Annotated in this window: 18 protein-coding genes and 1 pseudogene; 5 read left to right on the top strand and 14 right to left on the bottom strand. The window is 70.5% G+C overall.

Features of this window, described 5'->3' with window-relative positions; all coding sequences use genetic code 11:
- Positions 1-503: 503 nt before the first annotated feature.
- The 9 genes from HHX35_RS42970 to HHX35_RS41805 all read right to left on the bottom strand — a co-directional run bounded on the left by HHX35_RS42970 (position 504) and on the right by HHX35_RS41805 (position 10,748).
- Positions 504-3,347 (bottom strand): cellulose-binding domain-containing protein, encoded by a 2,844-nt coding sequence (locus HHX35_RS42970; protein WP_220506525.1) that lies wholly within the window; start codon positions 3,345-3,347, stop codon positions 504-506.
- Positions 3,348-3,898: 551 nt separating this feature from the next.
- Entirely contained in the window at positions 3,899-4,753 is an 855-nt protein-coding gene (locus HHX35_RS41840) for an amidohydrolase (protein ID WP_182904150.1), read from the bottom strand.
- Positions 4,754-4,809: 56 nt separating this feature from the next.
- The gene (larC, locus tag HHX35_RS41835) at positions 4,810-5,925 is read right to left on the bottom strand and encodes a nickel pincer cofactor biosynthesis protein LarC (protein WP_182904149.1); all 1,116 of its coding nucleotides are present in this window, start codon (positions 5,923-5,925) and stop codon (positions 4,810-4,812) included.
- Positions 5,922-6,590 carry a nickel pincer cofactor biosynthesis protein LarB gene (larB, locus tag HHX35_RS41830; protein ID WP_182904148.1) on the bottom strand — a complete coding sequence of 223 codons (669 nt, stop codon included), beginning with the start codon at positions 6,588-6,590 and terminating at the stop codon, positions 5,922-5,924. Before larB ends, larC begins: the two co-directional genes overlap by 4 nt.
- On the bottom strand, positions 6,587-7,009 hold the full coding sequence (locus HHX35_RS41825) for an RbsD/FucU family protein (protein ID WP_182904147.1): 423 nt from the start codon (positions 7,007-7,009) through the stop codon (positions 6,587-6,589). Before HHX35_RS41825 ends, larB begins: the two co-directional genes overlap by 4 nt.
- Before the next feature lie 2 nt (positions 7,010-7,011).
- Positions 7,012-8,268 carry a nickel-dependent lactate racemase gene (gene larA, locus HHX35_RS41820; RefSeq protein ID WP_182904146.1) on the bottom strand — a complete coding sequence of 419 codons (1,257 nt, stop codon included), beginning with the start codon at positions 8,266-8,268 and terminating at the stop codon, positions 7,012-7,014.
- On the bottom strand, positions 8,258-9,169 hold the full coding sequence (locus HHX35_RS41815) for an aldo/keto reductase (RefSeq protein WP_182904145.1): 912 nt from the start codon (positions 9,167-9,169) through the stop codon (positions 8,258-8,260). The genes larA and HHX35_RS41815 overlap by 11 nt, the downstream gene beginning before the upstream one ends.
- Entirely contained in the window at positions 9,166-9,903 is a 738-nt protein-coding gene (locus tag HHX35_RS41810) for an SDR family NAD(P)-dependent oxidoreductase (RefSeq protein ID WP_182904144.1), read from the bottom strand. Before HHX35_RS41810 ends, HHX35_RS41815 begins: the two co-directional genes overlap by 4 nt.
- Positions 9,900-10,748 carry a fumarylacetoacetate hydrolase family protein gene (locus HHX35_RS41805; RefSeq protein ID WP_182904143.1) on the bottom strand — a complete coding sequence of 283 codons (849 nt, stop codon included), beginning with the start codon at positions 10,746-10,748 and terminating at the stop codon, positions 9,900-9,902. The genes HHX35_RS41810 and HHX35_RS41805 overlap by 4 nt, the downstream gene beginning before the upstream one ends.
- 168 nt (positions 10,749-10,916) lie before the next feature.
- Here HHX35_RS41805 and HHX35_RS41800 point away from each other — a divergent pair, with 168 nt between their 5' ends.
- From HHX35_RS41800 to larE, 3 genes are read left to right on the top strand one after another with little or no spacing between them, the layout of a single operon-like run.
- A complete protein-coding gene (locus HHX35_RS41800) occupies positions 10,917-12,209 on the top strand; it encodes an L-fuconate dehydratase (RefSeq protein WP_182904142.1) in 1,293 nt (430 codons plus the stop codon).
- Position 12,210: 1 nt separating this feature from the next.
- The gene (locus HHX35_RS41795; protein WP_182904141.1) at positions 12,211-12,924 is read left to right on the top strand and encodes an FCD domain-containing protein; all 714 of its coding nucleotides are present in this window, start codon (positions 12,211-12,213) and stop codon (positions 12,922-12,924) included.
- On the top strand, positions 12,917-13,804 hold the full coding sequence (gene larE / locus HHX35_RS41790; protein ID WP_220506523.1) for an ATP-dependent sacrificial sulfur transferase LarE: 888 nt from the start codon (positions 12,917-12,919) through the stop codon (positions 13,802-13,804). The genes HHX35_RS41795 and larE overlap by 8 nt, the downstream gene beginning before the upstream one ends.
- 316 nt (positions 13,805-14,120) lie before the next feature.
- Here the strand turns inward: larE and HHX35_RS41785 are convergent.
- From HHX35_RS41785 to HHX35_RS41770, 4 genes and pseudogenes are all read right to left on the bottom strand, one after another.
- A pseudogene (locus tag HHX35_RS41785) lies at positions 14,121-14,447 on the bottom strand (transposase); the annotation flags it as partial.
- Between the two features lie 367 nt (positions 14,448-14,814).
- Positions 14,815-15,864, bottom strand: a complete 1,050-nt coding sequence (locus HHX35_RS41780) for an ABC transporter permease (protein ID WP_182904140.1) — start codon at positions 15,862-15,864, stop codon at positions 14,815-14,817.
- On the bottom strand, positions 15,857-17,425 hold the full coding sequence (locus tag HHX35_RS41775; RefSeq protein WP_182904139.1) for a sugar ABC transporter ATP-binding protein: 1,569 nt from the start codon (positions 17,423-17,425) through the stop codon (positions 15,857-15,859). The genes HHX35_RS41780 and HHX35_RS41775 overlap by 8 nt, the downstream gene beginning before the upstream one ends.
- A 12-nt stretch (positions 17,426-17,437) precedes the next feature.
- Positions 17,438-18,520, bottom strand: a complete 1,083-nt coding sequence (locus HHX35_RS41770; RefSeq protein WP_182904138.1) for a sugar ABC transporter substrate-binding protein — start codon at positions 18,518-18,520, stop codon at positions 17,438-17,440.
- Positions 18,521-18,912: 392 nt separating this feature from the next.
- On the opposite strand from HHX35_RS41770, the gene HHX35_RS41765 reads away from it, so the two are divergent.
- Positions 18,913-19,626 carry a FadR/GntR family transcriptional regulator gene (locus HHX35_RS41765; protein WP_182904137.1) on the top strand — a complete coding sequence of 238 codons (714 nt, stop codon included), beginning with the start codon at positions 18,913-18,915 and terminating at the stop codon, positions 19,624-19,626.
- A 64-nt stretch (positions 19,627-19,690) separates the two neighbouring features.
- Here the strand turns inward: HHX35_RS41765 and HHX35_RS41760 are convergent, their stop codons facing one another.
- Positions 19,691-20,413, bottom strand: a complete 723-nt coding sequence (locus HHX35_RS41760; RefSeq protein WP_182904136.1) for a FadR/GntR family transcriptional regulator — start codon at positions 20,411-20,413, stop codon at positions 19,691-19,693.
- A gap of 653 nt (positions 20,414-21,066) precedes the next feature.
- Between HHX35_RS41760 and HHX35_RS41755 the strand changes: the two genes are divergently transcribed.
- Positions 21,067-24,573: a glycosyl hydrolase family 95 catalytic domain-containing protein gene (locus HHX35_RS41755; RefSeq protein WP_310739675.1), complete on the top strand. Its 3,507-nt coding sequence runs from the start codon at positions 21,067-21,069 to the stop codon at positions 24,571-24,573.
- Positions 24,574-24,624 lie beyond the last annotated feature (51 nt).

Here is a 24,624-nt window from a genome sequence, read left to right as displayed (position 1 = left end):
ACCGGCCTTCACCATGGGCAACGCCTGGCAGTTCTTCATGGGCTACCGCTTCGCCATCTTCAACTACGCCACCCAGTCCCTGGGCGGCGCGGTCACCGTCAACCGCTTCGACCTCACCACCCCCTGACGCCGCCGACCTGACACCACCGACCTGACACCACCGACGCCGACGGCCCTCGGGGACGGATACGCCGATCCCGAGGGCCGTCGGTTGCGGGCCTTGGCCTGTTCCCGATCCACCACTCGTCGCCGCGGTCGCAGTCGAGGTCGCCGCGGAAGCGGGCGTGGCCGGCCTCGGCGTCCAGGCACTTGGTGCCGTACACCTGCGGTTGCTTGCGGCCCGGGGTAGCTGCGGCTACGGGAAGTCGACAAGGAGGCGGCTGCCGCCGCCTCCTTGCCGACTTCATGGGGGTCCCGGCCTCGGGGCTCGGCGCCGGGTGGGCGGCATCGCGCCCACCCGGGTCCCGAGAGTCGCTCGCCGGCAGGGGTGACCGACTCTTGGATCAGATTCCGATGCTGCGGCTGCCGAGGTGCTTGGCCGTGGTGGCGGGGCTGCCGCCGACGGGCCAGTAGGGGAGGGACGTGGTGGGGTTGGAGGCCCGCTGGATGAGGTAGGAGGTGCCGGCCTGTGCGGGGATGGCGATGGTGGCGCCGGTCTGGTTCGCCAGCACGGTGGTGCCGCCGCCGTTCACGACGGTGACGTTCTGACCGGGCCAGGGGTTGCGGACGGTGACGGTGCCGTCGGCGCCGGCCTCGACGGCGACGGTGACCAGGGCGCCGTTGCGGATCTGGACGTGGGCCTTGCCCTTGTGCTGGATGTAGACGGTGCCGTCGGCGTTCCAGGTGCTCGGCCAGCCGGGGGCGATGCGCAGGGTGCCGTCGTAGTCCTGCACCAGGCCCTCGGTGAGGGCGGCGGCGGTGACGCCCAACTGCTCCAGGTAGGGGTTGGTCAGCTTACTGGGATCCCAGCTGGCGAACCCGTTGGGGAAGACCTGGTACTTGTTGACGTTGGCGATCAGCGCGGTGCGCATGTCGTTGCCCAGGCCGAGCCGGGCGGCGTGCAGCGCGTCGAAGCTCCAGTCGGTCTCGGTGATGTAGCTGCGGTGGCTGAAGGTGCGCTTGGCCAGGTCGGACTGGTTGCCGCTGTCGCCGATGAGGTTGTACGGCCACACCGGCTCCAGGCCGAGGTTCTCGACGTTGTGCTTGGCGGCGGTGGGCTGCGCCGACAGGGCGAGCATGTCGTTCCCGGCGGAGTCGGAGGACGGGCTCAGCACCTGGGTCTGACCGAAGTCGGTGCGGGGCAGCGGCCGGATCTTCGGGATCGCCGTCTGCAGGCGGCCGACCAGGTCGGAGTCGACGCCGAGGGTCTGGGCCGCCTGCACCGTCACCGGGAACAGCGCCTGCATCGCGGCCACGTCGGTGATCGGGTCGTTGATCGACCACTGCGTCTCGTGGGCGTTGGAGTGCGTGTGCAGCAGGCCGTCGGATCCCGCCTTGGCGTGCGACAGCAGGAACTTGGCCGAGTCCCGCATGACCGGGTAGTTCGCCGACAGGAACGCACGGTCGTCGGTGGCCAGGTAGGTCTGCCAGATCCACAGGCCGATCTCCGCGCCGGAGGTGACGGTCTGGGAGTTGTAGGAGGGGGCGATGGTCGAGTCACAGGACTCGTTGCCCGAATACCAACTGCCGTTGCCGTTGAAGCGCATGGTCTCCGGCACACAGATGCCCTCGTGGCCCGGGTAGCGCGCGGCCGTCCAGGCGGCGATGTTGGACAGGTTGGTGCGGTAGAGGGTGAACATCGGCGTGTTCAGCGAGAACGCCCCGGCCGACAGGTTGGCCTGGATCATCATCCGCAGGTTCCAGAACCAGTATCCGGCCGGGTACCAGGGCTGGGTGTCCTGGCCGACGTTGAACAGATTGGCCTCACCGGCCTGGGTGCCCGGCAGGGTGTCGCGGTTGCTCGCGGCGATCGCGTACAGGTACAGCGTCCGCATGTTCTCGAAGTACTCGCCCGACCCGTCACCAGAAGTGATCTTGATGAGGCCGACCGAGTTCCAGTAGTCGTGCCACCACGACAGGGTGCTCGCGGCCAGGTCCGCCGAGCCGCGGGTGAGATCGGTGCCCAGCAGGCCGGTCGCCGTGGTCAGCGCGTTGCCGCCCTTCCAGCCGGGGGACACCACGATCACCCGGAACGACCCGTCGCTGTTGGGCTGGAAACTCACCTGCGCGGTCCGCGAGTCGGGATTGGACGCCCGCACGTTGCGCCCGCCCGCGCTGACGCCCGCCATGGTGCCGAACGTCTGGCCGGAGGCCCACGTCCCGCCGTCGGTCCAGGACTCCGACAGCGTCGCCACCGATCCCGACGCCTCGGCCCTGGGGTTGCGTGGGCTCCACAGCTTCACCTGCGCGGTCTGCGAGCTGTTGGGGTCGGCGCCGGTGACGTCCACCACCAGCTGAGAGGTGTCGGCCCGTACGTAGGCCTTCAGCGTCATGCCGCCGCCGGACTCGTACAGCGTCCCGTCGTACAGGTCGAAGTAGCCCTTGAAGTCCGACGCCCCGGTGAGCCTGCTCAGCCCGGGGATCACGACCTGGCCCGGCGACTTGCGGTCGGGGAAGGTGTCGTTGCGGTTGAGCTGCGCGGTGAACCCGCCTCCGCCCCAAGCGGGGGCGCCGAGGGTGCCGTTGCCCAGCGGGACGAACTGGGTGGAGCTGGTGTTGGCCTTGCTGAGCACGATGTTCGACCGGCGCACCACGTTCGGGACGTCCACCACGAACTTCCCGTTCTGCCACGCCGTCGAGTTTCCGCTCGGCGACACCGACGGGCTGGGCGAGGGGCTGACCGACGGGCTGGGCGAGGGGCTGACCGACGGGCTGGGCGAGGGGCTGGGCGAGGGGCTGGCGGAGGCGCTGGGGGAGGGGCTGGTGGTGACGGTGCCCGTGCAGGGGGTGCCGTTGAGAACGAAGTCCGTCGGCACCGGGTTGGCCGAGCCGCTCAACGTGCCGTTGAAGCCGAAGCTCGTGCTGCCGCCGGTCGGTATGGACGCGTTGTAGCCCGCGTCGCTCACCGTGACCTGCGCGCCCGACTGGGTGTAGCTGCCGTTCCACAACTGGCTGATCGTCTGCCCGCCGCCGAACGACCAGGTCAGCTTCCAGCCGTTGACGGGGTCGCCCAGGTTGTTAACGCTCACATTGGTGCCGAAACCACCTGGCCACTGGTTGGTCACGGTGTAGGTGACCTGACAACCGGCGGCGGCATGGGCGGACGGGACACCGATGAGGGCGGCGCCGACGCCGACGCCGGCCACGGCCGCGAGTGCCATGCGTAACCGATGGAGTTTGAGTCGCATGCTGTTGGTCCTCCAGGGGGCGGATTCACGGGAGGGGCCGTCGCCGACCCGGCGGCGACGTCGAGCGCCTTTCCAAATCCGGAGAATCGTCCGTCCTAGACATAGGACGTCTTCGTAGGCGGACAGTACGAAGAGCCCTGTTCGCCGTCAAGTCGCCAACCGGCTCACAGCCAAGCGGTGGCACGGGACGCGCGGTCGGCGTGCCCAGTGGCGAGAGGTGGCCGCGGACCTTGGCGGGCGGCATCATTCCTGGTAGATCCAGTTCTTCGAGCGTGCCGCGCGCTCGGGAGGCCACTCTGGGACGCCTGGTCGCGGTCGCCGGTAGACCCGGGGCCGCGGATGCGGGACTCGTGAAACGTACATGTCCGGCCGTACCCCTCGGACATGCCGCGCATCCTCACATGCGCTGCGCCCTTGTTTCATAGGATGACTAACACAAGGAAGTGCCGACACATGCCGACGCATACGGTCGCCTGCCGACCGCGCTCACCCGGCCGCCGTGGCCCGGAGGTCGTGTCGCCTTGGTGCCGGTCTCCGGCTCCCCGGGGGGCTCACCCCTCCAGGCGGTAGACCCGTGTCGCCGTGTCGCGGAAGACGGCCTCGCGCTCGGCGGCCGTCAGCCCGGCATCCGTGAGCAGCGCCGAGACCGTCTCGGTCCAGAGGGGCAGGGAGCCGGCGAGGAGACAGACCGGCCAGTCGGAGCCGAACATGAGACGAGACGGACCGAACGCGTCGAGCGCCACGTCGACGTACGGGCGCAGCGCGGCGGCGTTCCAGTCGTCCCACGCCGCCTCGGTGATCAGGCCGGAGAGTTTGGCCGTCACGTTGGGCTCCGCCGCGAGCTCACGGATGAGACCCGCCCAGGGGTCGAGCTCTCCGGACGCGATCGGCGGTTTCGCGAGGTGGTCGAGGACGAAGGTCAGCTCGGGCACGGCGCGTACGGTCTCGATCGCGGCGGGCAGCTGGTGCGGCAGGACGAGCAGGTCGTAGGCGAGTCCGGCCGCCGCGACCTGCCGCAGCCCGCGGCGCACGTCGTCGCGGGCCAGCCAGCGCGGGTCGGATTCGCCCTGCACCAGGTGGCGGATCCCGTGCAACAGGGCGCCACCGGGCGAGGCGGCCAGGGCGGTGAGCTCGTCGGCGAGATCGGGCCGGGTCAGGTCGGCCCATCCGACCACCGCGGCGACGGTCCGTGACCGCGCCGCCAGCGCCAGGAACTCGCGCGTCTCCTCCGCGTCGCCCAGCACCTGCACGAGCACGGAGCGGCCGATGTCCGTTCCGGCCGCGGCGGAGGCGTAGTCGGCAAGGGTGAAGTCGCGGCGGATGGGAGCCATCTCCGGGGGATCCAGCCACGTCTGCGGGCGCCGGGAGAGGTCCCACAGGTGGTGGTGGGCGTCGATGCGGGTCACGCTCGGAGCCGCGGGGGAAGTCGCAGCGGAGGTCACAGTGGAGGTCACAGTGGAAGTCACAGCGCGTCGAAAGCCTCTCGTGCCAGTTCCTGTAAGGGTCTGCCGGTGGCCTCGGCCAGGGCGGCCAGGTCGTCGTACTCGGGTTTGACCCCCCACGGCCCGTGCTTGATCCGGACGTCCCGGCCGTGCAGGCGCACGGTCTCGAAGTGCCGGGGCAGGGCGACCTTCTCCACCGCGCCGCGTCGCAGCCCCAGGCTCCCCGTCTCGGCGAAGACCAGGTTCTGCAGGTCGTCGGCAAGCTCAAGGGGCGTGAGGACGTGCAGGACGTGCGCGGGGCGTCCCTTCTTCATGACGGCGGGCGTGATCCAGGCGTCCGCCGCGCCCGCCGCGAGGGCTCGCTCGATGACGTGCCCGAGGACCTCCCCGGTCACGTCGTCGAGGTTCGTCGACAGGACGATCTGGGTGCCGGTCTCGGCCACCGGCTCTCCGAGCATGGCCACGGTCACGTTGGGCCGGTCGGGCAGCACGCGGCCGCCCGCGCCGTACCCCGTGGCGCGCAGGGCCATCTCCGGTGCCGGGCCGTACGCCGTGCCCGCGGCGCGCAGCAGGGCCGCCCCCGTCGGCGTGACCGCCTCTCCCGCCTCCCCGCCCCGCACCCGTGCGCCCTTCAGCAGAGCGAGCGTGGCGGGAGCCGGGACGGGCAGCACGCCGTGGCGGGTGTGCACCGTGCCGCCGCCCAGGGGCAGCGGCGCGGAGTGCACACGTGTCACCCGGAGATCGCGCAGCGCCGCCGCGCATCCGACGATGTCGATGAGGGTGTCGTGCCCGCCGAGTTCGTGCAGGTGGACGTCGGCGGCCGGCACGCCGTGCAGCGCGCCCTCCACCTCGGCGATCGCGGTCAGCGCCGCCTCCGCCATGGTCAGGCCGGTCCGGGCCGCCATCGCGATCAGTTGCGCGGCCGGGCGCTCGGTGGCGTCGTCGTCGACCTCGATCCGCACGCGGGTGGCGGTCAGCGCTCCGGTGCGCACCCTCTCGGCGTCGAGCCGCCAGCCGGTGAGCCCGGTCGCGGCGACCGCCTGCCGTACGGCGTCGAGCGAGGCCCCGGCGTCGAGCAGCGCGCCGAGCAGCATGTCGCCCGCGAGTCCGGTGAAGGGGTTGAGGTAGAGGATCACCGGGACGTCCTCCTCGTGAGGCGGTAGGCCGCGAGGGCGGCGCCGAAGCCGGAGTCGATGTTCACCACGGTCAGCCCGGCGGCGCAGGAGGTCAGCATGGCCAGCAGGGCCGTCACGCCCTCCAGCGCGGCGCCGTATCCGGTGGAGGTGGGCACCGCGATCACGGGCGTCTCGACGAGACCGCCGACGACGCTGGCCAGTGCGCCCTCCATGCCGGCGACGACGATCACGCTGTCGGCCGCGCGCAGGTCGTCGGCGGCGGCGAGCACGCGGTGCAGCCCGGCCACCCCGACGTCCCTGACCACGACGGTCCGCAGGCCGAGCGCGGAGGCGACGGCCGCCGCCTCGGCCGCGACGGGGCCGTCCGCCGTCCCCGCCGTGACCACGGCCACCGTGTGCTCGACCGGCCGCGCCGGCCGCCAGACCAGCAGCCGGGCGTCCGGGTCGTACGCACCGCCGGAGACGAGCTCGCGCACCGCGGCGGCCGTGCCGGGTTCGACCCGCGTCACGAGAACCGGCCCGGTGTTCCGGCCGAGCAGAGCGGTGACGATCCCGGCGATCTCGTTCACCCGCTTGCCCGGGCCGTACACCACTTCGGGCAGCCCCTGGCGCGTCTCCCGGTCCAGGTCGACGCGCGCATACCCCAGATCCAGCGACTTGCTCATGTCGGGACGATATATCCGACGGTCAGCAGGAGATTCGCGTAAAGCCGGTCGTCGCCGGTCGCGACGGCGAACGCGACGTCCGGCTGTTTCGCGGCCTCATAGAAGTCGAGCCGGTCCATGGCCTCGACGGGCAGGCCCGGGCCGAGCAACTGCCGGTAGCGGGCCAGCACCTCGGGCTCGCCGCCCTCGTCTGGACGCATCGAATGGACCGACTCCAGCGGTACGGCGTCCACGAGAACCTCCAGGACGTCGTCCACCCGGACAAGCCCGGGCCGCAGGTTGAGATGGATCACCGGGGCGCCGATCCGCACATTGGTGGCGTGGGCGTAGTTGGCGTCGGCGAGCAGAACGCGCGATCCGTGACCGGTGGCCGCGAGCGCGGACAGCAGCGGCGGGTGGATCAGGGGGTAGCGGAGCACGGTCACTCTTCCGCGAGGTAGGGGATCGTCATAGGGCCTTCCGGCAGGACGCAGACCCGTCCGGGCAGGGCGCGGACCGTGGCGGCGATGTCACCGGTCTGCTCCAGGTGGGCGGCGGCAAGGTCGGCGTCGCCCAGATACGACGTGTGCATGATCACGTTGGCGTGCCGCTGGATGCGGGCCTGGATCTGGACCTGCCACTGGTCGGGCACGGTCTCGGTGCGGCGGGAGATCTCCTCGAACAGCGCCTCCGGAGAGGCGGCGGAGGTGAGCACGTCCCGGTAGGAGCCGTGGTCGGGAAAGCCGTCCCGGCACTCGGCGGCGCAGATGATGGTCCCGCCGGGTTTGACGACCTGGGCGGCGGCGCTCATCCCCTTCACCGACTGGTACAGGTTCTGGTCGAGCGGGAAGCCCGCGTTCGTCGTCACCACCACGTCGAAGGGTTCGCGAACCGGGCGCATCGCGGCGGCGCGGGCGGCGGCCGTGGCGGCGGCGTGCATCGGCAGCAGATCGCCGCCGAACGCGTGCACGATCTTCTGCTCGCGGTTGAGCACGACGTCGAGGGCGAAGGTGACGCCGGTCGCGGCGGCGATGGCGCGGACGTCGTCGTGGACGGGATTGCCCTGGATGACACCCCAGGTGGCCCGGGGGTCGCCGATGCGGGCCGCGTCGTGCAGGGTGAGCACGGTCTCCAGTGCGGCGAGGCCGGGCGCGACCAGCTTGGGGCCGCCGGAGAACCCGGCGAAGAAGTGCGGCTCGACGAAGCCGGTCGTGATGCGTACGTCGGCGTCGGTCCACTCCCGGTTGAGCCAGACCGGTACGTCCTTGCCGTGGCGGCCCATCCACCTCAGCGACGACGCGTCGCGCGCGTCGTGGTTGACGATCCGTACGGCGTCCACGACCTGGTCGCCGAACATCGCGCGCAGTTCGGTGTCGGTGTTGCCGCGGTGGGTGCCGGTGGCCACCAGGATCACGACGTCGCCCAGGTCGACGATCCCGTCCAGTTCGGCCAGGATCGCCGGGATCATCAGGTGCCGCGGCTGGGGTCTCGTACCGTCGCAGGCGGAGATCGCCACCGTCTGGCCGGGGCGCACCCGCTCGCGCAGCGGCGGGCCCGCGACGGGTTCGCGCAGGGCCCGCCGTAGTTCGGCGGCCTCGTCCGGCACGGCGGGCCGGGCGACCGGCGCGATGACCGTGGTCCGGTCGTCCGGCAGCTCTACGACCAGGCCGCCGGTGCCGTAGGCGAGGTCAACCCGCATGGTTCAGTTCCTCCCAGAGCCCGTCCGGGATGTCGGCCGCCGCAAGCGCCAGATCCTCGACGATCTCCTCCGCGCTGCGTGCGCCGATCAGGACCGTGGTGACGGCCGGGTGCCGGTGGGGGAAGCGCAGGGCCGCGGCGGGCAGCGGCACGCCGTGGGAGGCGCAGATCCGGTCCAGTTCGCGTGCCCGTTCCAGCACGGCGGGCGGGGCGGCGTCGTAGTCGTAGGTGGTGCCGCCGGCGAGGATCCCGCTGTTGAACACTCCGCCTGCGACGACGGCGACACCGCGCCGTTCGCATTCGGGCAGCAGCTGTTCGGCGGCGGAGCGGTCGAGCAGCGTGTAGCGTCCCGCGACCAGGACGGCGTCCAGGTCGGTCTCGCGGACGAACCGGGTCAGCATCTCGGCCTGGTTCATCCCGGCGCCGATCGCGCCGATCACCCCCTGGTCGCGCAGCTCGGCCAGCGCCGGATACGCCTGGCCGGCGGCCTGCTCCCAGTGGTCGTCCGGGTCGTGGATGAACACCAGGTCGAAGTGGTCGAGCCCGGTCCGGTGCAGGCTGTCGTCCAGCGAGCGCAGCACGCCGTCGCGGCTGTAGTCCCGCACCCGCACGAAACCGGTGCGGCCGGGGAACCCCTCCTCCTCGCCCTCGCCAGGGACGAGAACGCGGCCCACCTTCGTGGAGACGACCGCCTCGGCGGCGGCTTCCGGCAGGCCGCGCAGGAACCGCCCGAGACGCTCCTCGGCCAGCCCGCTGCCGTAGTGCGGCGCGGTGTCGAAGTAGCGGATCCCCGCCTGCCACGCGGCGGCCAGCACCTGCTCGGCCTCTTCCTCGCTCACCGGCGCGAACAGGCCGCCCAGCGGCGCCGTGCCGAGCCCGTACGGCCCCAGTGCGAATCTCACGACGACACCGGCCTCAGGCGCAGGCCGGCCATCCCGCCGTCCACGGCCAGCTCGATGCCGACCGTCGAGCCCGACGCCGGGCTCGCCAGATAGGCCACCGCGTGGGCGACCTCCTCCGGCGTCACCAGGCGGCCGTGCGGCTGGCGGGCGGACAGCGCCGCCCGCTCGGCCTGCGGATCGGGGGCGGCGTCCAGCAGCCGGCCGACCCAGGGGGTGTCCACGGTGCCGGGCGTGACGCAGTTGACCCGAATGCCCTCGCGGACGTGGTCGGCCGCCATCGCGCGGGTCAGCGCGAGCACCGCCCCCTTGGACGCCGAATACAGCGCCCGCTGCTGCAGGCCCGCCGTCGCGGCGATCGAGCAGGTGTTGACGATCGCACCGTGCGGAGACCGGCGCAGGTGGGGCAGCGCGGCCCGGGTCACCCGGGCGACCCCCACCACGTTCACGTCGAACACCCGCAGCCACTCGGCGTCGTCGTTGTCGGCCACCGTGCCCTGCGCACCGATGCCCGCGTTGTTCACCAGCACGTCGATGCGGCCGTACGCCTCCGCCACCGCCGTGACAGCCGCACGTACAGAGACGTCGTCGGTCACGTCGCAGACGAACTCGGTGTCCTTCAGGTCCAGGACGGCGACGCGGGCGCCGCGGGCGGTCAGCTCCTCGGCGACCGCCCGGCCGATGCCCGAGGCCCCGCCGGTGACGATCGCCACCAGGCCGTCAAACTCTGCGCTCATGCCTGTCCCATGCGCTGGCGCTGGCGGCCCAGGCCGTCGATCTCCAACTCCACCACATGGCCCTCCCGCAGGTAGGCCTGCGGGCCACGGCCCAGCGCCACCCCCGCAGGAGTGCCGGTGTTCACCAGGTCACCGGCCTCCAGCACCATGAACTGGCTGAGATACCAGATCACGTGATGCACCCCGAAGATCTGGTTCTTGGTGTTCCCGTTCTGCCGCAGCTCCCCGTTCACCCACAGCCGCAACCCCAGCGCCTGCGGATCGCCGACCTCATCGGCCGTCACCAGCCACGGACCCAGCGGATTGAACGTCTCACACGACTTGCCCTTGTCCCACTGGCCGCCGCGCTCGTTCTGGAACTCCCGCTCCGACACATCGTTGGCGATCGCATACCCCGCGATCACCTCCGCCGCCGCCTCCGGGGATTCCAGGTATCGCGCCGTACGGCCCAGGATCACGGCCAGTTCGACCTCGTAGTCGGTTTTCACGCTCCGGCGCGGCACCAGCACCTCGTCATCGGGGCCGACCAGCGTGTTCGACGCCTTCATGAACACCACCGGCTCGGCCGGGATCGCCGCGCCCGTCTCCTCCGCGTGATCGGAATAGTTCAGCCCGATACAAATGATCTTCCCGGGCCGGGCGACCGGCGCACCCACCCGCTCATACGGCCCCGCCTCCGGCAGCCCGCCCTCCGCCAGAGCCGACCGCACCCGCTCGACGCCTCCTCCGGAAAGGAACGCGCCGTCGATGTCGGCCGTCAACGACGACAAGTCGAACACCCGCCCGTCGGGCGCGAGCACGCAGGGTCGCTCCTCGCCCACGGGACCCACTCGCAACAGCTTCACGATCTTGGCCTCTCCGCTGGTTCACAGGGCCATGTGCCGTGCCGAGCCTGCCAGATTCATCGGGTTGAAGTAAAGCCTTTGATGGGATATCTGCCGACTTGCCTTGACCTTCTTCCAGTGTGACCCTACTGTTCCAATCACATTCATCGGATCAATTGGAGTTCGCCCATGCCGACGATCACCTCTGTGAACGTGATCGACATCAGGTTCCCGACCTCCGCGACGCTCGACGGCTCGGACGCCATGAACCCGGACGGCGACTACTCCGCGGCGTACGTGGTGCTGGAGACCGACGATGGCGACCTGGCGGGGCACGGTCTGACGTTCACGATCGGGCGGGGCAACGACCTGTGCGTGGCCGCCGCCCGGCAGATCGGGGCGCGGCTGGCCGGACGCGACGTGGACGAGCTGGCCGGCGACCTCGGCGGTCTCTACCGCGAGATCATGGCCGACAGCCAGATGCGCTGGCTCGGGCCGGAGAAGGGCGTGGTGCACCTGTCCGCCGCGGGCGTTCTCAACGCGGCGTGGGACCTGGCGGCCCGCCGGGCCGGCAAACCCCTCTGGCGCTTCGTCGCCGACATGACGCCTGAGGAGCTGGTCGCGGCCTGCGACTTCCGTTACCTGTCCGACGTGCTCACCCCTGCCGAGGCCGTCGAGATGCTGGCCCGGCTCGCCCCCACACGCGGGGAACGGATCGCCGAGCTGACCGAACACGGCTATCCCGCCTACAACACTTCTCCGGGCTGGCTCGGCTACGACGACGGCAAACTGCGCCACCTTCTCCGTGAGGCCGTCGCCGACGGCTGGACGCACGTCAAGCTCAAGGTCGGCGCGAACGTCGAGGACGACATCCGGCGCCTGTCGATCGCGCGGGAGGAGCTCGGCGACCGCGTCCTGATGATCGACGCCAACCAGGTGTGGGATGTGCCCCAGGCCATCGAGTGGGTCAACCGGCTCGCGCCGTACGAGCCGCTGTGGATCGAGGAGCCGACCAGCCCCGACGACGTGCTCGGCCACGCCGCCATCCGCAAGGCGATCGCCCCCGTCGGCGTCGCCACCGGCGAACACTGCCACAACCGCGTCATGTTCAAGCAGCTTCTGCAGGCGGGCGCGATCGACTTCTGTCAGATCGACTCCTGCCGGCTCGCGTCGGTCAACGAGATCGTCCCGGTCCTGCTCATGGCCGCCAAGTTCGGCGTGCCCGTCTGCCCCCACGCCGGCGGCGTCGGCCTGTGCGAGCTGGTCCAGCACATGGCCGTCGTCGACTACGTGTGCGTGAGCGGCAGCCTGGAGGGCCGCGTCCTGGAATACGTCGACCACCTGCACGAGCACTTCACCGATCCCGTCCGCATCGAGCGCGGCCGCTACCTGCTGCCTGAGAAGCCCGGTTACAGCGCTCGTATGCACTCCGAGTCGATCGACGCGTACCGCTACCCTGATGGCCACCAATGGGGAGGCTGACGTGGGCGCCATCGAGACGGCGATCGACACCATCAAACAGATGATCATCGATGGGGAGCTGCGCCCGGGGCAGAAGCTCCCCGTCGAGAAGAATCTGGCCGAACAGCTCGGTGTCGCCCGGAACACGCTGCGCGAGGCGGTGCGCGCGCTGGTCGCCATGCGGATCCTGCAGACGCGGCAGGGTGACGGCACCTACGTCACCAGCCTCTCTCCCGACCTGCTGCTCGACGGGATGAGTTTCGTCGCCGACATACACCTGGACGCCGGGGCGGGGGAGTTCCTGCACGTACGCAGGATTCTGGAGGCGGAGGCGACGGCGCTGGCGGCCACGCGCATTCCTGACGCCGATCTCGGCCGCCTGGGCGATCTGCTCGACGAGGCCGAGACGGTCGCCGCCTGCGATCCTGTCGACCACGAGAAACTGGTCGCTCTCGACCAGGACTTCCACGCCCTCATCGCCTCCCATTGCGGCAACGCCGTCCTCGCCGCCGTCATCCAGAACATGTCCGGCCGCACCGTACGAGCGCGCGTCTGGCGGGGCATGAGCGATCCCGAGGCCGTTCACCGCACCCTCCGGGAGCACCGGGCCGTCCAACGGGCTCTGCTGGCGCGGGACTCCGATCGGGCCAGGCTCCACGCCGCCCTGCACGTCCTCGGTGTCGAGGAGAGCCTCACCGGCTCGCGCGTCTTCGTGGGCGAGGCCGCCCGTGGCTGATCGTCCCGCTTCCGAGGGAGAGAAGACGGCGGACGCCGGCCGGGCGAGTGCGGCGGGCGCGGCGGGCGCGGTGAGCGACGCCGTGGACCGGCTGATGGCCCGGCTGCGCCGTGAGGACGCGGTCGTCGTCGCCTACTCCGGCGGCGCCGACTCCGCGTTGCTCGCCTTCGCCGCCGCGAGGGTGCTCGGCAGGCGCGCACTGGCCGTCACCGCCGTCTCGCCCAGTCTGGCCGCCTCCGAGCGGGCCACGGCACGTGACTTCGCACGAGCCCACGGCCTGGCCCATCTGGAGGTGTGCACGGACGAGGCCGACAGGCCCGAGTACGCCGCCAACGGCGCCGACCGCTGCTACCACTGCAAGTCGGCGCTGTTCGACGCGCTCACGCCGCTGGCGGCCGCCATGGGCGCCCGGATCGCGCTCGGCACCAACCTCGACGACCTCGGCGACCACCGCCCCGGGCAGCGGGCCGCGGCCGAGCGCGGGGCCATCGCACCGCTGGTGGAGGCCGGGCTCACCAAGGCCGACGTCCGCGCGGTCAGCCGGCAGCTCGGCCTGGTCACCGCGGACAAGCCCGCCGCGCCCTGCCTGGCCTCGCGGGTGAGCTACGGCGACCCGGTCACGCCGGAGGTTCTGCGCAGGATCGAGACCGCCGAGGGCGCGCTGCGCGAGCTCGGCTTCCCGGTGTGCCGCGTGCGCGCCCACGCCGGCGGCACACTCGCCCGGGTCGAGGTCCCGCACACTGAAATCCCGCGGGCGTGCGAGCTGCGTGAGCGCGTCGACGCCGCGGTCCGCGGCGCGGGCTTCACCTTCTGTTCGCTGGACCTGTCCGGTTTCGCGTCCGGGCGCCTCAACGCGCTGCTGCCGTTGCTCCCCTCATGACGCGCTCCCCGGCCTGAACCGGAAGGCCGGGTGATCCCCGCCTTCAGGCGAAGCGGGAATCACCCGGCCGTTTCGCGTCTGCGTATGTGCACGTCACCGGACGTGGCGTTGTGACTTCATAGGAGCCTGGCCAGAGGCCCCATCACCGTCTTGTCCGCGTTGCCCGGCTGGTGCGTGCCACGCCACACCGCGGCCGTCATCGACATGGTCGGACGGGCACAGGGCAGCGAGCAGTTCCCCGGCGGCCCTGGCCGGACAACGGACCGGTACACCCAAACAGCGTGACGGCCGGATCGAGGCGCTGCGCAATCTGCGGGATCCTGCCGGCGGTGCCGGTGTACTGGCGCTGCACCCCGACGGTGTGCGTGCCCTTCTTCACGTCCCCGGTCTCGTCGACGACCAGGACCGCATCTGGGTCGTGCAGATGCTCCACCACGTACTCCCGTACGTCATCGCGTACCGCATCGGCATCCCACTTGGCCCGGCCCAGCAGGTGCTGCATGCCATCAGGACTCGCCTCCCCGGCCCACTCGGCGATTGTCCAGCAGTTCTTCCGCGGCAGGTCCGCCAGCAGCCCGCGCACGAAGTCCCGCGCCCGAAGGCGTGGTTCGACCCGCGCGAACCTCGCCGCTATCCGGCCCATCAGACCCTCGAACGCCTCCTGCCACCGGGCCGGGTCTACGCTGTGAACTGCGGCCACCGCATGATCTTCGTGTGTCCACACAGCTCACGATGATCATGATCGGGCAGGCGGGCGTCCGGCCGTCCGCGAAGCTCAGCGAGATCGAGGATGCCCTTCGTCTCGGTGGACTCAAGTAGGCAGAGAGGGATGGACGCCGCCGATGGCGCGGCCGGTCTCGTCGAGATGGTCAATGGTGGCCGCGCCAAATCAGCGGCGCCCCCACTCACAAGATCACGATCTACGGCTGGAGTACTGGGAGCATCGCCCCCGGACCCGTACGCGGTGATGAGCGGGGGAGACCGGCGCGGGAATCGGCCTCCCCTTCTCGTCATTCCTGCGACTTGCCGCCGGTGAGGCGGGAGATCGCGAGCGCGGTGAGGATGATCGCCCCGTTGAGCGCCTGGATCCACTGCGCGGGGACGCCCGCGAGGGTGAGGACGTTCTGGATCATGTAGAGCAGCAGGATGCCGGTGAACGCGCCGAACACGGTGCCCTTGCCGCCGTTGAGGCTGACTCCGCCGATGACGGCGGCGGCGAACACCGTGAAGATCGCGCCGTCGCCCTGAGCGGCGGCGACGGAGGCGAGCCGGCCCGTCAGCAGGAGACCGCCGATCGCGGCCAGCAGGCTGGCGGAGATCAGCGTGATCCACAGCACCCGGTCGGTGCGGATTCCGGCCGCCCTGGCGGCGTCGACGTTGCCGCCGATCGCATACAGCGCCCGGCCGAACCGGGTGAAGCCCATGACCACGATGCCGGCCGCGAACAGCAGCAGGCAGATCCAGATCGAGGCGGGCACGCCGAGCCACATCGTGGAGCCGAAGTAGGTCATCGACGGCGGGAGGTTGAAGAAGGTCTGCCCGCCGGAGATGCCGGTGAGGAGGCCGCGCAGCACGATGAGCATGCCCAGCGTGACGATGAAGCCGTTGAGCCCGAACCGGACGATGAACAGCGAGTTCACCACCCCGACCAGCACCCCCACCGCGAGGGTGATGGGGATTCCCCAGGCTCCCGGCAGCAGCCCGAGCCCGGCCCCCGTTCCGCTGGCGACCGTCAGCCAGGCGGCCACGCCGGGCGCCAGCCCGAAGGTCGACTCCAGCGACAGGTCCATCCGGCCGGCGATCAGCACGAGCGTCTGCGCGAGGACGAGGAGCGAGATCTCCGACATCGTCTGCAGGATGTTGATCAGGTTGTCGCTCTGCAGGAAGATCGGGTTGACGATCTGCCCGACGATCGCGATCACGATGACCGCGGGAACGAGCGCGAAGTCCCGCAGCCGCGCCAGGGGGATCTTCGGGCGGCGCCTTTCCGCGGCCTCTTCCGGCGCGGGCGGGCTCGGTGGCTGTCCCGTCGCGGCGTGTGCGGCGGTGGTCTCAGGCATCGAGGTCGACTCCTTCCATGGCGGCCACCATCTCGTGGTCGTGCCAGCCGGCGGCCAGTTCCGCGACGACGCGGCCGTGGAACATCACCAGCACCCGGTTGCACAGCCGCAGGTCGTCAAGTTCATCGGAGGCGATCACGACGCCGGTCCCGGTGTCGGCGATCTCCTCGACCTTGCCGAGCAGGAACTCCTTCGACCGGACGTCGACCCCGGCGGTCGGCGTGATCAGCACGAGCAGCCGGGGATCGTTCGCCAGGGCCCGAGCCATGACGACCTTCTGCTGGTTGCCGCCGGACAGCCCGGAAACGGGGAGGTCCGGGCCGGGTGTCTTGATCGCGAGGTTTTTGATCATTTCGCGGGCCATCACGTCCTTGCGGCGGCCGCTGACGAAGCCCGCCTGACCGAGCCGCTCGGGCACGGTCATCGTGGCGTTGTCCGCGATCGACATCAGGGGGACGAGCCCTTGATGGTGGCGGTCGCGAGGCACGAAGCCCACACCGGCGGCCAGCGACTCCGGCACGCTTCCGGGGCGGGGGCGGCTCCCGGCCACCTCCAGGGTTCCCTCCTTGGGGGCCCGCAGCCCGACGACGGTCTCGGCGAGCTCGGTCTTCCCGCTGCCGCCCAGGCCCGCCAGCCCCACGATCTCCCCGGCCCGGACCTGAAGGTCGACGTCCTGGTAGACGTCGCCGTCGGACAGTCCCCGTACGTCGAGGACCACCGGGGTCTCCGCCGGGACCGGCGGGCGGACGGCGTGCTCGCGCAGGCCGGCGGCCTCACCGGTCATCGCCGCCACCAGCTCGCCCTGCGGCAGATCCGCCACCGGCGCGGTGAGGATGTGCCGGGCGTCCCGGTAGACGGTGACCGTGTCGCAGATCTCGTAGATCTCCTGCAGGTGGTGGCTGATGAACAGGAAGGTGACTCCCTGCTCGCGCATCGCCCGCATCCGGTCGAAGAGGCGGGCGATCGCCGCGCCGTCGAGCTGGGCGGTGGGCTCGTCGAGGATGATGAACCTCGCGCCGAACGACAGCGCCCGGGCGATCTCCACGAACTGCCGCTGCTCCACCCCGAGCTCACCGGCCGGCCGGCGTACGTCGACGTCCACCGACCAGGCCTCCAGCTGCTCGGCCGCCTTACGCCACAGGCCCTTCCAGCCGACCAGCCCGAACCGGTTGCGGTCGTGCCGGTTCAGGTAGAGGTTCTCCGCCACGGTCAGCTCAGGGATGATCGTGGACTTCTGATACACGCAGGCGACCCGCTCACGCCAGGCGTCGCGGTCCGACAGCCGCGGAGCGGGGGTCCCGCCGAAGCGGACCTCGCCCTCGTCGGGCGCCTGCAGGCCCGTCAGGATGGAGACCAGGGTCGACTTGCCCGCGCCGTTGCGGCCGACCAGGGCGTGCGTCTCCCCAGGCCTGATCGTTATGTGGGCGCGGTCCAGCGCCGTCGTCTCGCCGTACCTCTTGGTGATGCGCTCCGCCTCCGCGACCGCGGGCCGGTCCGAACGGTCCGGCCCGCTGCCACGGGCGGGTGGAGGGCTCGCGGGCCCTCCCGCGAACTCTTCCATTGCCACGCCCTCTCAGCTCAGGTTGTTGCCCCACAGCGACTTGTCGTCGTGCTTGACGCTGGGGATGCCGCCGTAGGTGCCGCCGTCGGCGGTGACGAGCGGCGCGGACAGCTGGTCCTCCAGCAGGCCCGGCCGCACCTGGATGATGGTGCTGTCGTGATCGGTCTTGCCCGGCTGGAAGGTCTTGCCCTCGATCGCGGCCTGGGCGTACGACAGCGCCCACTTGGCGTACAGGTCCGCGGGCTGGGAGACGGTCGCGTCGATGTTCCCGGCGGCGATGTCCTTGAGCTCCTGCGGAATGCCGTCGTTGGAGACGACGAAGACGTGCTTGGGGTCGTCCGGCGGCACCAGGAGGTCGCGCTGCTTGAGCACCTGCAGCGTGCCGGCGAGCGCGAAGCTCGACTGCATGTAGACGCCCTTGACGTCCGGGTTCGCGGTCAGGACCGTGGACAGCTTCTGCGAGGCCACGGCGCCGTCCCAGTTGGTCGCCTCGCCGAAGACCTTGATGCCGGGGTAGTTCTGCTTCATGCAGTCGTTGAACGCCTCGGTGCGGTCGCGGCCGTTGATGGAGGCCAGGTCGCCCTCCAGCATGACCACCTTGCCCTTGCCGCCGAGCTTCTCGCCCAGGAACTTGCAGGCCTTCTCCCCGTACGCGCGGTTGTCCGCGCGCACGACCATGAAGGCGTTCCCGGTGTCGGGCCGGGTGTCGACCAGCACGGCGGGGATCTTCTTGGTCTCGAGCTGCTGCAGCGTGGGCGCCACCGCCGCGGTGTCCTGCGGCGCCATCACCACGCCCTTCACGCCCTGACCCATCAGGGTCTGCACGTTGGAGGTGAGCTTGGCGATGTCGTTCTGGGAGTTGGTGGTCTTGACCTCCGCACCCAGCTCGCCGGCGAACTTCGGCACGTAGCTGATGTAGGAGTTCCAGAAGTCCGTGTCGGAACGCGGGTAGTCGACGCCGATGACCGGCTTCGCCGCTGCGTTGTTCCCGCCGCCGGAGTTGTCGTTCCCCGTACCGCTGTTCCCGCCGCAGGCCGCGGCGAGGCACCCCGATATGGCTAAGGCCGCGGCGAGCGCGAACCGTCTGCGTTCCATCGTCTCTCCTTCTGAAGCACCACGGCTGCCATGCCGTAGCTGACCGCGCCACGCTCAGGTGACGCCCGCGCCGCTGTGCGGAGCGTGGGCGAGCCTCGCCGTGAGCGGGCTAATCACTGACAGGACATGGGATGTCTTTCTATGCTCAAAACCGCGCCAGTGTCCAGACCTTGAGGAGGGATGGTGATATTCCGTTATTCGAGCGGCTCCCCACCAGCAAGGGATCCGACGTATCGACCGGCCCCGCCGGACCGGGAGACCACGACACATCGCATGTCTGTCCCGGCTGAAGGCGCGGCATCCGGCAGAGGCGCGGCTGGTTCTGAGAGCGTTCCCGTGCGCCCGGAGGGACCGTGTGGAGGTCCGCTGTCCTGACATACCAAAATGCAGGTATGTCGTTGACCGAGCAGGCGATCGAACGCATCAGGCAGCTCATCAAGGACGGGACCCTTCCCCCGGGCGCCCGGCTGCCTCCCGAACAGGAGTTGGCCGCCGAGCTGGGCCTGTCCCGCAACCTGCTCAGAGAGGCCGTCCGCTCCCTCGTCACCACACGAGTGCTGGAGGTGCGCAGGGGCGACGGCACCTATGTCACGAGCCTTACGCCGGAGTTGCTGCTCGAAGGAGTCGGCCTCGCCGTCGAGATGATGCGGGGCGACGACCTGCTCGAGATCACCGAGGTGCGGCGCCTGTTCGAGCCGGTGGCGACGGGTCTTGCCGCCGTCCGGATCACCGCCGACCAGCTCGCGGACGTCGAACGGCATCTCAACGCCATGATCGCGGCGCAGAACGACATCGAAGCGCTCAACCATCACGACGACGCCTTCCACCGGGCCGTGTTCGAGGCGACGGGCAACAAGTCCCTGTCCGCACTGCTCGGCGGCATCGCCAGCCGGACCCTCCGGGCGCGCGTCTGGCGCGGGCTCGTCGAAGAGAACGCGGCCGGCCGCACGATCGCCGAGCACGCCGCCATCTACCGCGCACTCGCGGCCGGCGACGCCCCCCTCGCCCAGGCGGCCGCGCTCATGCACGTCAGCACCACGGAGACCTGGCTGCGGGAGAACCTCGGCCGTTCGTGGTCCGGCGCCGACCCGGATGCGGTGAGGTGATCAGCGCGGCCATCGCGCCATGTCCCGGCATATCACCCAACGTCGGCCCCCGCCCGGCCCGAGGTCAGTCGGCCACTGGGTCGGACGGCGCGTCGCCGTCGTCGGGCAACCGGTGCAGGGACTCCTCGACCCCGATGAGATGGTTGGCCATCCGGATGCCCGCCCGTTCGGGATCGCGCGCCGCGAGCGCCGCCCAGATCGCCACGTGCTCGTCGTGAGTGCGCCGGTCGGCACCCTCCTCGTGCAGGCTTCGCCACAGCCGCCCGCGGACGGTGCGCCTGGCGAACGCCTCGATCAGGCCGATCATGACCGGGTTGCCGGTATGGGCGGCGATGACGCGGTGGAAGGCGATGTCGATCTCGATGAGACGCTCGTGGTCGTGGGATGCCTGACCGACGATCCGGGCCGACTCGCCGAGCAGGTCCCTGGTCTGGCAGAGCGCCTCGTGGGTGATCCTGGTCGCGGCCAGCCGTGCCGCTTCGGCCTCGAGCAGGCGCCGGACGGTGTACACGTGCCGCGGGTCGCCCTGGCCGTGCAAGTCGACGACGAAGCCCATCGGAGCCAGCAACTGCGTCGCGTCGAGGTTCGTGATGTACGTCCCGTCACCCTGCCGGGTGCTGACGATCCCGAGGATCGACAGCGCCGAGACCCCTTCGCGCAACGCCCCGCGCGAGACGCCCAGCGACTCGGCGAGGTCCTTCTCGACGGGCAGGCGGTCGCCGGGCCGCAGGACGCCGTCGAGGATCATCCGCTTGATGCTGTCCACTACATCGTCTGTGCGTGACATGGCAGGTAGGTTTCCAAAGTCCGACCGGAGCGGGGGATTTCCCCGTCACCACGGGCAGCCAGGGAGCGGATGCGGCCTGCCCGCACGTCGTCGTCGCCCGTGCTCGTCGGGGAATTGGTGCTGCTCTACGGATACAGGACGCGGCCTCGTACCGCTACCCGGCGGCGTGTGGCCTTCCCCGCCCCCCGTCCGCGTGGGCCTGCTGCATGGTGGCGCGGGCGACGCACGCTCGTAGCCGCCCGCGACGTCCGGTTCCCCCCGTCGCCCACGGCCCGCCCACCGCGACCTGGATCAGTGCGCGCCAGGGGACAGGGACAGGCCAAAGGTTAGATGTTTCCCGGGGATGGAGAGGCCAGATGACCGCCTTTCGGGCGTTTCTATAAGAATCGTTGACCGATACATCAAATCTTTGTAGCTTTGCCATCACCCCCTACACAGCCTCGTCACGCAGCCGGTCCCGCCGAACCCCGCCAGTCTCCTCGATGTCGGGTTCGCAGCCCCATTGGCGCGGTGCCGGCCGCCGGCAAGGCCGCAGTGCGCTTGGAGAGCGAATGCCAGATCTGACGCGAAGGCAATTGATGAAGATCGGCACGGTCGGAGCCGGGGCTCTGATGCTGCCGATGCAATGGACAGCGGTCGCCCGAGCCGGATCGGTGGCACCCTCAGAGGTACGCGCCGCCAACGACATGGCGCTCTGGTACGACAAGGGCGCCGGCACGGACTGGCTCCGCGCCCTCCCCATCGGCAACGGGCGCCTCGGCGCCATGGTGTTCGGCAACGTCGACGCCGAGCGCCTGCAGCTCAACGAGGACACCGTCTGGGGCGGCGGGCCGTACGACCAGAGCAACACCAAGGGCCTGGCGGCGCTGCCGGAGATCCGGCGCCTGGTCTTCGAGGACCAGTGGAGCCAGGCCCAGACCCTGATCGACCAGAACATGCTGGGCAAGCCCGCGGGCCAGCTCGCCTACCAGACGGTCGGCAACATCAAGCTGACCTTCCCCGGCACCAGCGGGTTCACGGAGTACAACCGCCAGCTCGACCTCACCACCGCCGTCACGTCCGTCAACTACCTGCTGAACGGCGTACGGTACAAGCGCGAGGTGTTCGCCAGCGCACCGGACCAGGTCATCGTCGTTCGCCTGACCGCCGACAAGCCCGGCTCGATCACGTTCAGCGCGACGTTCGACAGCCCCCAGCGGACGACGCTCACCAGCCCGGACAGCACCACGGTGGGGCTCGACGGCGTCTCGGGCAACTTCGAGGGCATCACCGGCCAGGTCAAGTTCCTGGCGCTGGCCAAGGCCGTCGCCGAGGGCGGCACCGTCACCAGTTCGGGCGGAACGCTCCAAGTGTCCGCCGCCGACAGCGTGACGCTGCTGATCTCCATCGGCTCCAGCTACGTGAACTATAAGGACGTCGGCGGCGACTACCAGGGCATCGCGCAGCGGCACCTCGACGCCGCCCAAGGCAAGGCCTACGACACGCTGCGCAGCCGGCACGTGGCCGACTACCAGGCCCTGTTCAAGCGGACGACGCTCGAACTGGACCGCACCGACGCGGCCGACCAGCCGACCGACGTCCGGATCACACAGCACGGGGCCGTCGACGACCCGCAGTTCTCCGCGCTGCTCTTCCAGTTCGGCCGCTACCTGCTGATCAGCTGCTCGCGTCCCGGGACCCAGCCGGCCAACCTGCAGGGCATCTGGAACGATTCCCTGAGCCCGTCGTGGGACTCGAAGTACACCATCAACGCCAACCTGCCCATGAACTACTGGCCCGCCGACACCACGAACCTGTCGGAGTGCTACGAGCCGGTGTTCAGCATGATCCAGGACCTCACGGTGACCGGCGCCCGCACGGCCGAGGTCCAGTACGGCGCCGGCGGCTGGGTCACCCACCACAACACCGACGCGTGGCGGGCGACCTCGGTCGTCGACGGTGCGCTCTGGGGCATGTGGCAGACCGGCGGCGCGTGGCTGGCCACCATGATCTGGGACCACTACCTGTTCACCGGCGACGTCGAGTTCCTGAGGAAGAACTACCCGGCGATGAAGGGCTCGGCGCAGTTCTTCCTCGACACTCTCGTGGAGGAGCCGAAGCTCGGGTATCTGGTCACGAACCCGTCGAACTCTCCCGAGCTCCCCCACCACTCGAATGTCAGCGTGGCCGCCGGTCCCACCATGGACAACCAGATCCTGCGCGACCTGTTCAACGGCTGCGCGGAGGCCAGCGAGGTTCTCGGCGTGGACGCGAGCTTCCGTGCGCAGGTCCTGGCCGCCAAGGACCGGCTCCCTCCGATGAAGATCGGCTCGCGCGGCAACATCCAGGAGTGGCTGTACGACTGGGTGGAAACCGAGCGGACCCACCGGCACATCTCGCACCTGTACGGCCTCCACCCCAGCCACCAGATCACCAAGCGCGGCACCCCGGAGCTGTACGACGCGGCGCGGCGGACCCTCGAACTGCGCGGCGACGACGGCACGGGCTGGTCGCTGGCCTGGAAGATCAACTACTGGGCGCGGATGGAGGAGGGCAAGCGGGCGCACGACCTGGTCCGCCTCCTCGTGACGCCGGCCAGGCTCGCCCCGAACATGTTCGACCTGCACCCGCCGTTCCAGATCGACGGCAACTTCGGCGCCACCTCCGGCATCGCCGAGATGCTGCTGCAGAGCCACACCGGCGAACTGCACGTGCTGCCGGCGCTTCCGGAGGCATGGCGGAACGGGAAGGTGCAGGGCCTGCGGGGCCGCGGCGGCCACACCGTCGGCGCCGCGTGGAGCGACGGGCAGGCCGACGAGTACCTCATCACGCCGGACCGCGACGGTGTCGTCAAGGTGCGCGGCGGCATCTTCACCGGCCGCCACAAGGTCCTCGACGTCTCCGGCGGCACGGTCAAGGTGGAGAAGACCGAGCCCGACGCCGTCAAGATCACTGCACAGGCCGGTCACACCTACCGGGCGTTCACGCTGCAGAAGGTCTCGGTGGCCGCGCCCGCCGAGGTCACGCCGGGTCAGGGGGCGAAGGCCAAGGTCACCGTCCGGGCGGTCGAGGTGTCGCTGGCCTCGGCGACGGTGGCCCTCACGGCGCCGGAGGGGTGGACCGTCACCCCCGCTCAGGCCAACGTGGGGCCCCTGGCGCCGGACGCGACGGCCACGGTGGAGTTCACCCTCACTCCCGCCTCCGGCGCGGCGGCCGGCACCGCGGTCCTCACCGCCGTGCTGAGCGGCACCGAGGCGGGCGAGAACTGGACCGCGTCCGCGAAGGCCACGGTGCAGGTGTGGGGCGGCGGGGAGAAGCCGCTGGAGGAGCTGTTCAGCAACGTCGGCGTCACCGACGACACCAACACCGCTCCCGGGAACTTCGACGGCAACGGCGCCAGCATCTCCGCCCAGGGGCTGGCGTCGGTCGGTGTCACCCCCGGGGCCACCGTCACCAAGAACGGGCTGAACTTCACGTGGCCCAACGTCGCGGTAGGCACCCCCGACAACGCCATCGCCTCGGGGCAGTCCCTCAAGGTGACCGGGACGGGCAAGACGCTCGGCTTCCTGCTGACCGGCACCTACGGTGCGGTGTCCGGCCCGGCCACCATCGTCTACAAGGACGGCACGAGGCAGACCTTCACCCTCAGCTCGCCCGACTGGTACGGCGCGCCGAGGCCGGAGGGCGACGCCGCCGTCGTGGCCCCCTACCAGAACCGGCCGAACAACCAGCGGCAGAACACCGCCGCCACCATCTACTACGCCGGCGTGGCTCTGCAGAACAAGGAGATTTCCCGCGTCGACCTGCCCAACATCAGCGCGGGGGCGGCGAACGGGGTCGCGACGATGCACATCTTCGCGGTCGCGCTCGATTCCGTCACGCCGCCCTCGCCGGAGGTCAAGCTGACCGTCACCGCCACCACCCGCTGCATCGGCACCTCGGCCTACCTGGCGGTCACCGCCGTCAACGACTCCGACGTGCCGGCGACGATCACGCTGACCACCCCGTTCGGGTCCAAGACCGTGGCCGACGTGGCCCCGGGCAAGCAGGCCTACCAGTCCTTCAACACCCGGGCCGCCCAGATCGACGCCGGCAAGGTCACCGTGAAGGGCACCGCGACGATCGACGGCAAGCAGGTCACCTCGTCCTACGACGTCGCCTACACCGCGGCCAGCTGCTGACGACATCGGGGGAGTCCCCGGTCGACCGCTGACCGTATCGGCGGTGGCCAC

The organism is Microbispora sp. H10830 (genome assembly GCF_014161375.1).
GTDB classification, from domain to species: domain Bacteria; phylum Actinomycetota; class Actinomycetes; order Streptosporangiales; family Streptosporangiaceae; genus Microbispora; species Microbispora catharanthi.
This window is presented reverse-complemented; position numbering and strand designations above follow the sequence as displayed.

Excerpts from the sequence above, each read along its gene's own strand:
- HHX35_RS42970 (WP_220506525.1), bottom strand. The coding sequence starts at position 3,347 with ATGCGACTCAAACTCCATCGGTTACGCATGGCACTCGCGGCCGTGGCC.
- larB (WP_182904148.1), bottom strand. The coding sequence starts at position 6,590 with ATGAGCAAGTCGCTGGATCTGGGGTATGCGCGCGTCGACCTGGACCGG.
- larA (WP_182904146.1), bottom strand. The coding sequence starts at position 8,268 with ATGCGGGTTGACCTCGCCTACGGCACCGGCGGCCTGGTCGTAGAGCTG.
- HHX35_RS41810 (WP_182904144.1), bottom strand. The coding sequence starts at position 9,903 with ATGAGCGCAGAGTTTGACGGCCTGGTGGCGATCGTCACCGGCGGGGCC.
- HHX35_RS41800 (WP_182904142.1), top strand. The coding sequence starts at position 10,917 with ATGCCGACGATCACCTCTGTGAACGTGATCGACATCAGGTTCCCGACC.
- HHX35_RS41780 (WP_182904140.1), bottom strand. The coding sequence starts at position 15,864 with ATGCCTGAGACCACCGCCGCACACGCCGCGACGGGACAGCCACCGAGC.
- HHX35_RS41775 (WP_182904139.1), bottom strand. The coding sequence starts at position 17,425 with ATGGAAGAGTTCGCGGGAGGGCCCGCGAGCCCTCCACCCGCCCGTGGC.
- HHX35_RS41770 (WP_182904138.1), bottom strand. The coding sequence starts at position 18,520 with ATGGAACGCAGACGGTTCGCGCTCGCCGCGGCCTTAGCCATATCGGGG.
- HHX35_RS41765 (WP_182904137.1), top strand. The coding sequence starts at position 18,913 with ATGTCGTTGACCGAGCAGGCGATCGAACGCATCAGGCAGCTCATCAAG.
- HHX35_RS41760 (WP_182904136.1), bottom strand. The coding sequence starts at position 20,413 with ATGTCACGCACAGACGATGTAGTGGACAGCATCAAGCGGATGATCCTC.